This window comes from Pseudofrankia coriaricola (assembly GCF_032027725.1).
Lineage (GTDB): Bacteria > Actinomycetota > Actinomycetes > Frankiales > Frankiaceae > Pseudofrankia.
Window position 1 is genome coordinate 24,582 of record NZ_JASNFO010000071.1, and the last position, 14,206, is coordinate 38,787.

Annotated in this window: 9 protein-coding genes; 8 read left to right on the forward strand and 1 reads right to left on the reverse strand. The window is 72.3% G+C overall.

Annotation, left to right across the window (positions count from 1 at the left end; genetic code table 11):
- Positions 1 to 108: 108 nt before the first annotated feature.
- Entirely contained in the window at positions 109 to 1,566 is a 1,458-nt protein-coding gene (locus QOZ89_RS31640; protein WP_083419872.1) for an MFS transporter, read from the forward strand.
- 9 nt (positions 1,567 to 1,575) lie between these two features.
- Here the strand turns inward: QOZ89_RS31640 and QOZ89_RS31645 are convergent, their stop codons facing one another.
- Complete coding sequence (locus QOZ89_RS31645) at positions 1,576 to 3,081, reverse strand: CCA tRNA nucleotidyltransferase (RefSeq protein ID WP_071053400.1); 1,506 nt, start codon at positions 3,079 to 3,081, stop codon at positions 1,576 to 1,578.
- Between the two features lie 304 nt (positions 3,082 to 3,385).
- Between QOZ89_RS31645 and QOZ89_RS31650 the strand changes: the two genes are divergently transcribed.
- From QOZ89_RS31650 to trxB, 7 genes are all read left to right on the forward strand, one after another.
- Positions 3,386 to 3,856, forward strand: a complete 471-nt coding sequence (locus tag QOZ89_RS31650) for an NUDIX hydrolase (protein WP_071053399.1) — start codon at positions 3,386 to 3,388, stop codon at positions 3,854 to 3,856.
- A gap of 20 nt (positions 3,857 to 3,876) precedes the next feature.
- Positions 3,877 to 6,546 carry a DUF6049 family protein gene (locus QOZ89_RS31655; protein ID WP_312627387.1) on the forward strand — a complete coding sequence of 890 codons (2,670 nt, stop codon included), beginning with the start codon at positions 3,877 to 3,879 and terminating at the stop codon, positions 6,544 to 6,546.
- Positions 6,543 to 9,104, forward strand: coding sequence for a murein biosynthesis integral membrane protein MurJ (murJ, locus tag QOZ89_RS31660; protein ID WP_083419870.1), 2,562 nt, complete (start codon positions 6,543 to 6,545; stop codon positions 9,102 to 9,104). Before QOZ89_RS31655 ends, murJ begins: the two co-directional genes overlap by 4 nt.
- Positions 9,105 to 9,335: 231 nt before the next feature.
- The gene (locus QOZ89_RS31665; RefSeq protein WP_071053397.1) at positions 9,336 to 11,186 is read left to right on the forward strand and encodes a protein kinase family protein; all 1,851 of its coding nucleotides are present in this window, start codon (positions 9,336 to 9,338) and stop codon (positions 11,184 to 11,186) included.
- A 90-nt stretch (positions 11,187 to 11,276) separates the two neighbouring features.
- Positions 11,277 to 11,987, forward strand: coding sequence for an RNA polymerase sigma factor SigM (gene sigM / locus QOZ89_RS31670; RefSeq protein WP_312627329.1), 711 nt, complete (start codon positions 11,277 to 11,279; stop codon positions 11,985 to 11,987).
- On the forward strand, positions 11,977 to 13,095 hold the full coding sequence (locus QOZ89_RS31675; protein WP_071053396.1) for an anti-sigma factor family protein: 1,119 nt from the start codon (positions 11,977 to 11,979) through the stop codon (positions 13,093 to 13,095). Before sigM ends, QOZ89_RS31675 begins: the two co-directional genes overlap by 11 nt.
- Positions 13,096 to 13,208: 113 nt before the next feature.
- On the forward strand, positions 13,209 to 14,180 hold the full coding sequence (gene trxB / locus QOZ89_RS31680) for a thioredoxin-disulfide reductase (RefSeq protein WP_071053395.1): 972 nt from the start codon (positions 13,209 to 13,211) through the stop codon (positions 14,178 to 14,180).
- Positions 14,181 to 14,206: the final 26 nt, after the last annotated feature.

The window sequence follows — 14,206 nt, forward strand, 5'->3', positions numbered from 1 at the left end:
TCAGCGGCTCGGATCCCGCCGACCAACGGCGGCCCGGGGCGCTGAACAGGTGCCCAACCAGCACCTCCCGCACGTTTCCGACCCGGATGGCTTCTAGGCTGCTGGGCTATGGCGTGGGCCGGAAAACTGCGGGAGCTGCTGGGCGTGCCCGGGTTCCGGGCGCTGTACGCCGCCCGGCTGACGTCGCAGACCGCGGACGGAATCTTCCAGGCCTGCCTCGTGAGCTACGTCCTGTTCTCGCCGGAGCGGGCGGCGTCTCCGGGGGCCTTGGCCGCCTCGCTGGCGATCGTGGTGCTGCCGTTCAGCGTCATCGGGCCGTTCGCCGGAATCGTGCTCGACAGGGTGTCGCGCCAACGGGTACTGGTCGTGTGCTCCCTGACCAGGGCCGCGCTGCTGGCGATCCTGGTCGTGCTGATCGCCGCGGGCCACACCGGCGCGGACTTCTATGTCGCGGCGCTGGCCGTCGTCAGCGTCAACCGGTTCGTACTCGCCGCGCTCTCCGCCGGCCTGCCGATGGTGATCGATGTCGACCGGCTGATGGGCGCGAACGCGCTGTCGGTCACGTCGGGCACCGTGGTGACGCTGCTCGGCGCGGGCGCCGGAAGCGGGCTGCGCAGCCTCACGGGCGGCCGGGACTCATCCGTCGCGCTGGTAGCCGGCCTCGCGGGCCTCGCCTATCTGGGCGCCGCGACAACGGCCGCGCGGCTCGCGAACCGGCACATGTTCGGGCCGGAAAAGATCATCGGCTGGGCCGGCATCACCACACAGTTCCGCCAGGTGGCCCTCGACCTCGCCGACGGGGCGCGGGTGCTCTGGCGCACCGGGCCCGTCCGGCGGGCACTGGCCGCGCTGACCGCTTCCCGTGCGGCCTACGGGCTGGTGCTCGTCATGACGATCCTGCTGTACCGCAACTACTTCACCGGCCCTGGCGGCGGCCTTGGCGGGCTCGCCGTCACCGTCGCGGCCAGCGGCGTCGGAACGGTGACCGCCGCCGTGGTCACCCCGAGGGTCACCCGCCGGATGCCCAAGGCCCGCTGGATCATGACCGTGCTCGTCTGCGGCGGCGTGGTGGAGATCGTGCTCGGTCTGCCCTTCTCGTCACCGCTGTTTGTCGCCGCCGGCCTGCTGCTCGGCTTCTCCGCGCAGGCGAGCAAGATCTGCGTCGACACGATCGTCCAGGAGGAGGTCGCGGACGCCTACCGCGGCCGCGCGTTCTCTCTCTACGATCTTCTGTTCAACGTCGCCTTCGTGGCCGCGGCCGCCCTGGCCGCCGTCGTGGTCCCGGCGAACGGCCGCTCGTCGCCGACGATCATCGCCGCCGGCCTCGGTTACCTGCTCGCCGGCGTCGTCTACTACCACGCCGCTCGCCGCCATTCGGTCGACATGCGGATCCGAGCCGTCGGCACGCCGGCCGACCTGTCCCTGGACGCGTCCCCGGCCGCCTCGGTGCCGGTCGGACAGGCCGCGGTAGAGCAGACGACGGTGGGGCAGACGGCAGCGAGACCGCCCGCCGCCCGTCCCGCCACCGACGTTCTCGACGGGCCGCTCTCCGGCCGTCAGCAGTAACCCGCCCGGCTACTGGCCCTCGCCCGCGGCCGGCGCGTCGGCGGCGGCCCGGCCCGGAATCTCCAGGCCGCGCACGCTGGCCCAGCGCAGCAGTTCGGCGACGGCCGCGTCGCGGCCGACCATGCCCATGTCGAATCGGAAGTCGAGCATGTGCTGGCGCGCCTCGCCGACGAGCCGGGACGGCCTGATGCCGAGGATCTCCATGATGTCGTCGCCGGAGAGCTCCGGGCGGATCGCGGAGATCTCCTCCTGGGCGGCCAGCGCCGCGACCCGCTCCTCCAGCGAGTCGTAGTGGCGGGCGAGCATCGCCGCCTTGCGCTTGTTGCGGGTCGTGCAGTCCGAGCGCACCAGCTTGTGCAACCGGCGCAGCTGTGGCCCCGCGTCGTGCACGTACCGGCGGACCGCCGAGTCGGTCCACTCGCCCGTGCCGTAGCCGTGGAAACGCAGATGCAGGAACACCAGCAGCGTGATCGCGTCGGTGACGTCCTTGGGGAAGCGCAGCGCGACCAGCCGCTTGCGGGTCATGTCCCGGCCGACCACCTCGTGGTGGTGGAACGAGACGCCGCCACCGGGCGCGTGCCGGCGGGTACGCGGCTTGCCGATGTCGTGCAGCAGCGCGGCCCAGCGCAGCACCTCGTCCGGGCCGTCGTCCTCCAGGTCCATCGCCTGGCGCAGCACGGTCATGGTGTGCGCGTAGACGTCCTTGTGCTGGTGATGCTCGTCGATCTCCATCCGCAGCGCCGGCAGCTCGGGCAGCGTGACGGCGGCTGCACCGACGTCGACCAGCCGCCGCAGGCCGCCGACCGGGTCGGCGGAGATGACCAGCTTGCGCAGCTCGTCCCGGATCCGCTCCGGCGAGACGATCTTCAACCGCTCGGCGCGCGCCGTCATCGCGTCGACCAGCTCGGGGGTGGGGGCCAGGCCGAGCTGCGCCTCGAACCGGATCGCCCGCAGGATCCGCAGCGGGTCGTCGTCGAGGGAGACCTCAGGCGGACCGGGGGTGCGCAGCACCGCGCGGGAGAGGTCGGCCATGCCGCCGAACAGGTCGACGAACTGGTGGTCGGGGACCGACACGGCCATCGCGTTGACGGTGAAGTCGCGCCGGACCAGGTCGCCCTCGAGGCTGTCGCCGTAGGAGACGGTCGGGTTGCGCGAGTCGCGGTCGTAGTTCTCGGCGCGGTAGGTGGTCACCTCGAGGCGGGCGCCGCGGCGGGCGAGGCCCACGGTGCCGAAGGCGATCCCGGCCTCCCAGGTCGCCTCCGCCCAGCCCCGGGTCATCTCCAGGACCCGCTCGGGCCGCGCGTCGGTGGTGAAGTCCAGGTCCGGGGCGCCACCGGTGCTGCCACCCGCGGTCAGGCGGCCGAGCAGGGCGTCGCGGACGGTGCCGCCTACGAGGTGCAGCGCGTGCCCGTGCGCCGCGAAGATCCGCCCGAGCTCGTCGGCGAGCGGCGGTACCTTCAGCATTCCGGCGACCACGCGCTCAGCCGAGTCGCGCGGGTTGTCGAGACTGATCACAGACACCTGACCAGGGTAGCGGCCACTACCGGCACCCCCCAACAGTTTTCCGATCATGGCCAGGACCGGTGCATCACGCGGATCGCGCTGTTCTCACGGGCCCGGCCGGGGCTTTCACCAGGGCCAGCCCGGGCGCCCCACGCCTGCCCTCCGGCGCCAACCCAACCCCCCACCGACCCCGAACCGGCACCAACGCCCGCCATATGCACCAACCCCGCGACCAGGCAGTGCCCACCCCACGCCCCATCCGGACAAGCCGGACAGTCGCCGGGGACGGCTCATCCGATGCTCGTACGATCGTTTTATGCCGGCGTCGTCGTCCCCCCGTGGCCGTCGCCGGCTGCGTCGGGTCGAGGAGACGTCGGCCGGTGGTCTCGTGCTTGACGCCCGCTCCAACTACGCGAAGGCGGCTCTGATCGCCCGGCGGGACCGACGTGGCCGGCTGCTGTGGTCCCTGCCGAAGGGGCATGTCGAGGGCGGCGAGACCAACGAACAGGCCGCGGTCCGTGAGGTCGCCGAGGAGACCGGCGTGACCGGGGAGATCGTGGCGGCGCTGGGCACCATCGACTTCTGGTTCGTCACCGGCCGCTCGCGTGTCCACAAAACCGTGCACCACTACCTGCTGCTGCGCACCGCCGGCGAGCTCTCCGACGCGGACGTCGAGGTCAGCGCCGTCGCCTGGGTCCCCCTCGACCAGGTGGCCGGAAGGCTCGCCTATGCCGACGAACGGCGGCTCCTGCAGGACGTCCCCGCGCTCCTGGCGGCAGGCGCGTGACCCACTCCAGCCCGCGGCGGGTGAGAAGGCCCGCATATCTGGCGGTCGCGGTAGCGCTGACGGCGGCGCTGACTGGACTGCCGTCGGTTCCGTCGTTTGCTTCATCCACAGCATCCACAGGGTTGTCCACAGCCTCATCCACAGGTAGGACAGCCGCGCCGGCCTCCGGTGCCTCGAGTTCTCCCGGTACATCGGGGGCAGGCGCGGCAGCGGGCTCGGCGTCGGCGGCGCCGCGGACCAGCGTCGTCCTGGACAGCTACATGCCGGTCGCCTCTCCGGGGGTGCCGCTCTCGCTGAGCGGGCACGTGGACCTCGCGCCCCCGGATCCCGGGCAGGACCTCGTGGTTGAGGCGCGGGTGGTAACCGGTGGCGTCAAGAACCGCGCCGGGCTCGAACGGGTGCGGGCCAACCCGACGAGCGTCAAATATGACTACCCGCTGAGCAACCCGGTGCCCGTCGAGCCCGACCACACTTTCACGTTCGACGCGCAACCCGAGCTGACCAAGCCCCAGCTGACGATCTATCCGATGCGGATTGCCGTCTACAAGTCGGTGAACGGTCAGCCGGGATCCTTGATCGCCGCCGCCTACACGTTCCTCGTCTGGGCGCCGAAGCCCGCGACGGCGACGGCGACGGCGAACACCGCGCCGACGTACATCACGACCGTGCTGCCGATCGCCGCGCTGCCCAAGCTGCGGTCGGACTGGATGCTGACCGACAACACGCTCGCGGGCGACATCAAGGGGCCCAACGGCCGGCTGTTCAGGCTGCTCGAGGCGGTCAAGCCCACGAGTGGCCAGCAGTCGGCGGTCGCGCTGGCCCTCGACCCGACACTGCTCAGGGCGCTGCAGGTGATGGCCGGTGAGAACGCCGAGGCGAAGGCGGCCACCAAGTGCACGATCGTGCCGGCGCCCTGCTACCGGTTCGCAAGCCCGAAGGGCCCGCAGGAGCGGCCGGCGAACGCGGACACGGACGCGCACACCTTCCTCGAAAAGCTGCGCGCGTTCGCCGATACACCGGGCAACATCGTTTTCGCGCTGCCCTGGGGGGACGCGGATCTCACGGCTTTGCTGCGCGCGGATGAGGGTGGCGATGCCAACTGGGCGGTCAAGACGGGGCAGGTGGTCGTGGCCGACGCCCTTGGCCACAAGAACGCCGATGGCCTCGCGACGGTCGCCTACCCGGGTGACGGGTTCGCCGACAGCGCGACGCTGGCGTTCCTGGCCGACCCGAAGAACGGCATGTCGACGGTCATCCTGGATGACCGGCAGCTGCCGGTGTCCAGCTCAAGCCCAGTCAAGACGCCCACGGCGCTGACGACCCAGCAGACGCCGGCGGGGCCGATCCACGCACTCGCCGCCGATTCGAAGCTCGCCGACCTGGTCGAAGCCCCGAGACCGGACGGAACGGGCCCGGGTGAGTGGCAGACGTATGGCGACGTGCTCGCCGAACTGGCGATGATCACTGTCGAGCGGCAGGTGCTAGGCCGGAAGTCCGCGCTCGCGGTGCTCGCGCTGCCTCGCGACTGGGACCCGCCCGCCGGCTGGGCCAGCCTGCTGCTGGGCAACGACACTTTCGGCTCCCCGTCGAGCGCGGACACCACCTTCCAGCAGCTCTTCCAGCCGGTCGCGCTCCCAGTCGACAAGGCCGGCGCCGCGGACGCGGCGGGCATGGTCGGCGGGCCGACCGGCGCGACCGCAGCCACGACGACCGAGGCCGGGATGGCGCGCGGTGGGCTCGTCTACCCCGAGTTCGCCGCGGCCCGCGAGATCCCGACGTCCTACGTCAAGGCTGTCGAGGAGCTACGCGGCGAGGCGGACCTGCTCGGCCCAGTCCTGTGCTCCAAGAAGGCACCCGAACTGGGCCCGGCCGGGATCACCACGACCCCGCCTGACAAATGCGATCAGTACCAGGCCGTCGTCAAACCGATGAAGGACACGCTGCTGACCGCGTTGTCGGTGCGCTGGCGAGGTGACGACCGCACCGGTGCAGTCCGGCTGAGCCAGGAGGTCGACGGCCGGATCGGCCTGATCCGCGGCAGCATCCGGGTTGTCGCCTCCTCCAAGGTCACCCTGACCAGCCGCGACGGCACGGTGCCGCTGACCGTGAACAACATCAGCGACACCCACGAGGGCAACGCCTTCTCAATGACCGTCGTGCTGCGCCTGTCATCCAACGACAAGACCAGGCTGCGCTCGGCGTCCAAGATTTCTGTCACCGTCCAGCCGCATGGTGTCGCGCAAGAAGCGATCTCTGTCAGCTCCGACTCGGCCGGATCGTTCCCCGTCTACATCCAGGTGCTGACGCCGGACGGCCAGCGGCTGACGACCCCGCCGGCGCCGATCCTGGTGCGCTCCACCGCCTACGGCACGATCGCCACCGCGATCACCTACGTCGCCGTCGGGCTGTTCGCCGCCGCGGTCCTGCTGCGCCTGGTCCGTCGGCGTCGCCGCCGCGGCGCGGGGCCCCACGGCGGCGATGGACCTGGCGAGCCGCTGGCCGGCGGTCCGCCGATCGGTGAGCCGCCGACGATGGCCGACGGCACCCGAACGGACCCGGACGCGGCGCAGGTCACCGACCGTGTGACAACACCTGTGCGCCGGATCCAGGCGAACGCGGCAGGAACACAACGGACCCAGTCCGAACGCGCCTACGCTGGCGGGGTGCCAGCCAACCCGAGCGAGCCGTGAGCCCGGCCGACGGTCCCGACGGCCCCTCCGGGCCGCGGCACCGCCGGGGGACCGGCCCGACCCGCCGGGATGACCTGTACCGCGAGGAGCCCTACCGGGACGACCAGTACCCCGACGCCGAGCACCCGGATGCCGGTTACGGAGACGCCCGCCGCCCCGGCGCGCGGTACCGGGACGACCAATACCGGGACGACCAGTACGGGGACGGGCGCTACCGCGAGGGCCAGCACCAAGGCCGGTACCGGGACGAGCGCCACCCGGACGATGGCTACCGCGGGCCTCGTCGCGCCGACGAGCGGTACCGCGAAGACCCGTACCAGGACGACCGGTATCCGGGCGACGTCCCGGCGGGTCCCACTCGCCGGCTGCCGGCCGCGCCGCGGACGCCTCCACCGTCTGTACCGCCGCCGTCTGTACCGCCACCCCCGCCACCCCCGCCGGCTGTGCAGCCGCGACGGCCCTCGGCGCCTCCCCCGTCTCCCGCGCCGTCGATGCGGCCACGCCGGCCCTCTGTACCCCCGGTACCGCCGCCGGCGCCGTCCAGGCCACCCGTGCCACCCCCCGTGGCGCCCCCGGCGTCACCGCAGGGCCCGACGAGCCGGCTGCCGGGGCCACTGGGCACGCCGCCGCCGGGCACGCCGCGTCCGGCCGAGGCACGCCCGACCACCCCGGTCTCGCGCCGCGACGGGCGGCCGCTCGGCGCGCACCGCTCCGGTGGCCGCCGCGGCACCCCGCCGCCCGAGCCGCCGCGCCAGCCGCGCCAGCGCGGAGACGAACCGGTCCGACCGGCCCGACCTCCCAGGCCGGTGCCGCCGGACCGGCCGGTAGCGCGGACCGACCGCGCCGCCGGCCGGATGGCCGACCAGACGATGGTGGTCCCCCGAACCGGGCGCACGGGCCCGCGCCCCGCGCGGCAGGCCGGGCAGGCGGGGTCCGCCGGGCCGGCGGGCGGTCCGAGGAAGGGCGGGCTCGGCCGGGCCAGCGGGGTGATGGCGCTCGGCACGATCGCCTCGCGCGCGACCGGCTTCCTGCGCACCGTCGCGGTCGCGGTCGCGCTCGGTACCGGCGCGGTCGGTGAGGCCTACAACGTCGCGAACACGATTCCGAACATCGTCTACGACCTGCTGATCGGCGGCATCCTGACCAGCGTCGTCGTGCCGGTGCTGGTCCGGGCGTCCAAGGAGGACCCGGACGGCGGCGACCGGTTCGCCTCGTCGCTGCTGACGCTGATGATCCTGCTGCTCGGCGGGGCCGCCGTCATCGGCATGATCCTGGCGCCCCAGATCGTCGCCCCCTACATCGGCCATCCGGGTCCGGAGCGTGACCTCGGCGTGGAGATGCTGCGCTGGTTCATGCCACAGATCGTCTGTTACGGCATCGGCGCGACGATCGGCGCGATCCTCAACGTGCGCGGCTCGTTCGCGGCGCCGATGTTCACGCCCGTCCTGAACAACCTGGCCGTCATCGCCACGTGCGTGGCCTTCACCTATGTGATCTCCGGGCCGCGCCCGCCACAGATCGACGGCCCGAAGACGATCACCGGCACACAGACCGCGGTGCTCGCGGGCGGCACGACGCTCGGCGTCGTACTGATGACGATCGCGCTGCTGCCATCCCTGCGCAAGGTCGGTTTCCGCTACCGCCCGCGGCTGGACCTGTCCCACCCCGGACTGCGCAACGCGCTGCGGCTCGCCGGCTGGACGGTCCTGTGGGTGATCGTCAGCCAGCTCGGCTACGTGGTCATCACCCGGCTGTCGACCGCCGTCACCGCCAACGTCATCTACGCCTACGGCTACCAGCTCTTCCAGCTCCCGTACGCGATCATCGGCGTGTCTGTGATCACCGCGCTGCTGCCGCGGATGAGCGCGCACGCCGCCGACGGGAAGCGCGCCCTGGTGCTTGACGACCTGTCGACGGCGACCCGGCTGAGCCTCACCGCGATCGTGCCGGCGGCGCTGTTCCTGCTGGCGCTGGGCCGCCCCATCGCCGTGGCCGTGTTCAACCACGGCGCCGTCGAGCACGACTCGGCGGTCGCCATTGGCGACACACTCTCGGCCTTCGCCGTGGCATTGGTGCCGTTCTCGGTGTTCCAGCTGCACCTGCGGGTCTTCTACGCCCATCAGGACAGCCGAACGCCATCGCTGGTGAACATCGGTGTGGTGGCGGTGAACGTGCTGGCGGCGGTGGCGCTGAGCCATCTCCTGCCGCCGGAGCACCGGGCGATCGCGCTGGCGCTCGCCTTCAACGTTGGCTACCTGGCCGGGCTGTGCGTGACGGTCGCGCTGCTGCGCCGCCGGCTCGGCGGGATGGACGGCGATCGAGTGATCGCGACGCTGGCCCGGATCAGCGTCGCCGCCGGCATCGGGGCGGCGGTGGCCAGCGCCGTCGCCCACGGGGTGCGCGACGTTCTTGGCGACGGGCTCCTCGGCTCCTTCACGGCGGTGTTCGCCGGCGCGCTGGTCGGTCTGCCCCTGTTCGTCGGGACGGTCACGCGGATGGGCATCCCCGAGGTCAGGGCGCTGACCCGCATGGTCTCCCGACGTTTCCGCCGGGGCTGAGAGAAACCATCGGGGCGATCCCCGTAAACTAATCTAGGAACATCGCCAAACGGCCAGCAAGAGCCATCGCGGGTGCGCCAGACTCAGGTCGAGTGGCGCCAAGGCGAGCGGCGCGGGAGGACGAGGCCATCGGGTGCGCCATCAGGAGGCGCTGCCCGCGGGCGCCGGCCGCCGCTGGCCGGGCGAGCACAGTGGCGACGGTGCCACGGATCCGGGGACGACGGAGGCGTTGTGGTCGAGGCAGGCAACCGGCCGCAGTCCGCGGACGTCGACAACGACGTGACAGTCAACGCCTCATCCGGCGCGGGCGCGGCCGACGGCGGCACCCTGCTCGCGGAGTCCGTCCTCGACCGCCGCTACCGCCTCATCGGTGTACTGAGCTCCCGCGGTCCGGTCACGCTTTGGCGTGGCGACGACACGGTGCTGACCCGGCCGGTCGCGGTCCGCGTCGTCGAGCACGTGGACGACGACCCCGCGCGCCACGAGGCCGCCCAGTCGCTGCTGTCGGCCGCGGTGAACTCCGGTCGACTGGTCCATCCGGGTGCCGCGTCCACCTACGACGCGACCGTGACGACCACCGACAACGGCCAGGTCTCCTACGTCATCACCGAATGGGTCGACGGCCGCACGTTGCGGCAGCTTGCCCAGGAAGGCCCGCTGCGGCCGGAGCAGGCCTCGGCCGTCGTCCTCGGCGCCGCGCGCGTGATCGCCGCCGCGCACGAGCGCGGGCTGCGCCACGGTGGGCTGCGTCCCGGCGATGTGATCGTCTCCAGCCATGGCACGGTCAAGGTCATCGACCTCGAGGTCGGTGCCGTGCTGGCGACCATCGACGGAACGGGGCCGACCGAGAGCGAGGACCGCGCCGGCACCGAGGCCGCCGACGTGCGCGCGCTCGGAGGGCTGCTCTACGCCGCCCTGACGGGCTCCTGGCCGCTGTCCGGGGACACCGGCCTGCCGCCGGCCTCCTACGGCACGTACGGCCGCCTTCAGAGCCCACGCCAGCTCAACCACGCGGTCCCGCGCGACCTGGACGCGATCACCATGGCCGCGCTCAGCGGCGACGAGTCAGCCGGCGAGCCGATCACCACGGCCACCGACCTGATCGCCGAGCTGGAGGCGGTCACCCCGGTCGAGGCGCTGCACGACACCGGCCTGATGACGTTCGGCGACGAGCCGCCGGGCACCGAGGCGATGATGCCGGGCTACGGCGGCCCGGACGGCTACGGTCCCGACACCGCGAGCCTGCCGTCGACGGCGGGATTCGCGACGCCGGGCCGGGACGACTACGGCCGCGGTGGCTATGACGACGGTGGCTACCGAGGCGGGCGTTACCAGGACGACTACGACGACGGCTACGACCGCGGTCGGCGCGGCGGCGGCTACGACGACAACGGCTATCCGCCGCAGCAGCGCGGCTACCCGCCGGCTGGAACCGGCGGCCAGCGGCCACGTTCGGGCCAGGCCCCGGTCAACCGACAGCAGCCCCGACGACGCGCGCTACCGATCATCATCGCGATCGTGGTGGTCGCGATTCTTACCGCCGGGATCGTGCTCGCCCTCCAGCTCGGCGGCGGCGATGGCGACAACACGGCCGACGGCCCGATCTCGTCCCCGACGGCGACGGCAGGGTCTGCCCTCACGCCGGCGGGAGTCATTTCCTACGACCCGCTGACCGGTGATCCGGACAAGAAAGAGAATGAGGACACGGTCGGCAACGCCATCGACGGCAACCCATCGACCCAGTGGACGACCCAGAGTTATAAGTCCGCCGCCTTCGGTGGTCTCAAGTCCGGGGTCGGTTTCAGGGTCTCGTTCGCGGAGCCTGTGCATCCGAGTTCGGTTGTGGTGACCGTCGGCTCGCTGGGGCCGGTCACGTTCGAACTGCGCGCCGGCGACACGGAGAGCCTGGACGTCAACAACGCGTACCCGGTGGTCGGTCAGCAGGTCACCGGGCAGGCCAACGAGGACGTGCCCGTCCAGATCCCGGCCGGCACGTCGGCCAAGTACTGGGTGCTCTGGATCACCCAGCTGCCCCCGGACGGGTTCAAGGCCTCGATCGCCGACATCAAGTTCCTGTCCTGACCTGGGTGTCGGCGAGCACCGTCCCGGCCACATGCGATGCCTGACCAGACCGGCGAATCCGTACCAGGCAGCTCTCCCGACAGATCCAGCGTGTCCGGCGGGGCTCAGAGCACGGCGGCCGCGTCGGAGCCGCCCCCGGACGAACGGGCCGACCACGCCGAACCGGCTGAACTGGCCGACTCGGCGTGGTTGTCCGACCCGGACGCGGAGCTGCTGCGCAGGCATGTCGACGGCGACCCGGCGGCGTTCGCCGAACTGTTCCGAGCCAACGCCGACCGTTTGTGGACGGTCGCCTACCGGCTGCTGCACGACGCCGAGGACGCGGCCGACGCGGTCCAGGAGGCGATGCTCTCCGCCCACCGCCGCGCGGCCGGGTTCCGCGGCGAGTCGACGGTGCGCACCTGGCTGCACCGGATCACGGTGAACGCCGCGCTGGACCGCCTGCGGCGCAGGGCCGCCCGCCCGATGACCGTGCCGATGCCCACCAGCCCGGACGGGGTCGAGCACGAGCCCGCCGACCCGCGCGACGCGCACGCCGAGGGTGAGCTTCGCCGCGACATCGAGAGCGCTCTGGCCAGGCTGCCAGCGACGCTGCGGGCCGCCGTCGTGCTCGTCGACATCGAGGGAATGCCCGTGGCGCAGGCCGCGGCGGCGCTAGGCGTACCGGTCGGGACGGTCAAGAGCCGGGCCGCGCGCGGCCGGGCGCGGCTCGCGGAACAGCTGGGCTATCTCCGTCCGGGGAACCACCAGGCCGTCCGCTCCGTCTTGGAGAGGGGGGAGGTGATGGGCGGTGGGGCCTGACGCGCGCGGCGAGCCGATGCCGCGCCATCCCGACGGCGAGCTGCTGGACGCGTACGCGGACGGCGAGCGCACGCCGGCCTCCGTCGACCGTCATGTCCGGGCCTGCGCCGACTGCCAGCGGGCCGTGGTCGCGCTGCGCAACGTACGCGTCGAGCTGTCCCGGCTCGCGCCCATCACCATGCCGCCGGACGTCGCCCGCCGCATCCAGGCGACCCTGTCGGCGGCCCCGACGCCAGCGGCCCCGCGGCCCGACCGCGCCGGTCCGGACGACAGCCGTGACCGCCACGCCGGACGACGCGCGCCCGGCCGGGTGCGGCGGCCACCGACCCACAGCGCAGCTGCCAGGCAGCTCACGGCCCCGCCTGCCCGGTCGCAAGTTCTTCCCCGGTCCGTCCGGCCCGAGCGGCTCGCGCTGCTGGCCGCCTGTCTGCTGGTCGTGGTCGCCGGAGCTGGGCTGTTCGTCGTCTGGGGGCACGACAGCGCGTCCTCCGACCGCTACGCGGCCTCGAGCGCCGACATGTCCGCTGCCGACAGCGCGGCCGGCGCCGGCGCCGCCACCCCGGCGAGCGGCGAGCGCGCCCTCGCGCCGACGGCGCAGGCACTTTTCGCCGACAACCTGATAGATGTGGCCGACAGCGGTGCCGTCCTGGGTCCGGACGCCGTGGCCCAGCACGCCAAGGACCTGCTCGCCGGCCGCATACCGGTCGCCGGCCACACCAGCCTGGATATGACCGTGGTGGCCGACGGCACGGCCACCGGCGGCACGGCCGCATGGCAGGCGGTCGTCACCCCTGATCTGCTCGGCTGCTACGAGAAGCTCGCCACCAGCGTCGGTGCGGTGCTGGCGATCGACCGAGTCAGCTACCGTGGCCGCGATGCCGTGCTGGTCGTGTTGGACATTCAGGATGTACCGGACACATCGGGCACACCGAGCGTCCCCGCGACGTCGGGTATGGGGCCCGCGGCCCAGGGCGGTGCGGTGGCCGCGGCGCCAGGCGCGGTGCCGCCCAGCCGGGACCGGGTCCAGCTGACCGTCGTCGACCTCGGCTGCGACGTCAGCCACCTGGCCGGCTCCACCTGGTATGCCGCCACCGCCACCAGGGCCTGAGACGATACGGACACTGAGGTCGCCCTCCATCTGGCGGTACAGGCAGGAATCTCTGGTAACCCGGCGCGGTTAGCGTGACAGCGGCTTCGGCCGCGATGTGAAGGGAGCAGCGCGTGACAGCGCAGGACAGCGGAGTCCGGAACGTCATCATCATCGGCTCCGGGCCGGCGGGCTACACGGCCGCCATCTACACAGCGCGCGCCAACCTCCGACCGCTGGTGTTCGAAGGCGCCGTCTCAGCGGGTGGCGCGCTGATGACCACCACCGAGGTCGAGAACTTCCCAGGATTTCCCGAGGGCATCCAAGGCCCCGAGCTCATGGACGACCTGCGCAAGCAGGCGGAACGCTTCGGGGCAGAGCTGGTCCCCGACGATGTGACGGAGGTTGACCTCACCGTCACCCCGAAGGTCGTGAAGGTCGGTGAGGAGGTCCACTACGCGAAGGTGGTCATCATCGCCACCGGCTCGGCCTACCGGAAGCTCGACGTCCCGGAAGAGGACAGGCTGCTCGGCCGAGGTGTCTCCGCCTGCGCGACGTGTGACGGCTTCTTCTTCCGCGACCAGGACATCGCGGTGGTCGGCGGCGGCGACTCGGCGATGGAGGAGGCCACCTTCCTTACCCGGTTCGCGAACTCCGTGACGGTCGTTCACCGCCGGGACAAGCTGCGCGCCAGCGCCATCATGGCCGACCGCGCGCGCGCGAACCCAAAGATCAAGTTCCGCTGGAACGCGGTGGTGACCGGGCTGGAGGGCGACCACAAGCTCTCCGGCGTCCGGCTGCGCGACACGGTGACCGGCGCGGACGACAAGCTGGACGTGACGGGCATGTTCGTCGCGATCGGGCACATACCGCGCTCGGAGCTGTTCCGCGGCCAGGTGACGCTCGACGATGACGGCTACGTCCTCGTCGACGCCCCGTCGACGAGGACGAACCTGGACGGCGTCTTCGCCGCCGGCGACGTGGTCGACCACATCTACCGGCAGGCGATCACCGCCGCCGGCACGGGCTGCGCCGCCGCGCTCGACGCCGAGCGCTGGATCGCCGACCACGAGACCGGCGACAGCTCGACCGTGCCGGCCGCCTGAGACGACACCACCCCCCACACACAACC

Excerpts from the sequence above, each read along its gene's own strand:
- QOZ89_RS31650 (WP_071053399.1), top strand. The coding sequence starts at position 3,386 with ATGCCGGCGTCGTCGTCCCCCCGTGGCCGTCGCCGGCTGCGTCGGGTC.
- QOZ89_RS31640 (WP_083419872.1), top strand. The coding sequence starts at position 109 with ATGGCGTGGGCCGGAAAACTGCGGGAGCTGCTGGGCGTGCCCGGGTTC.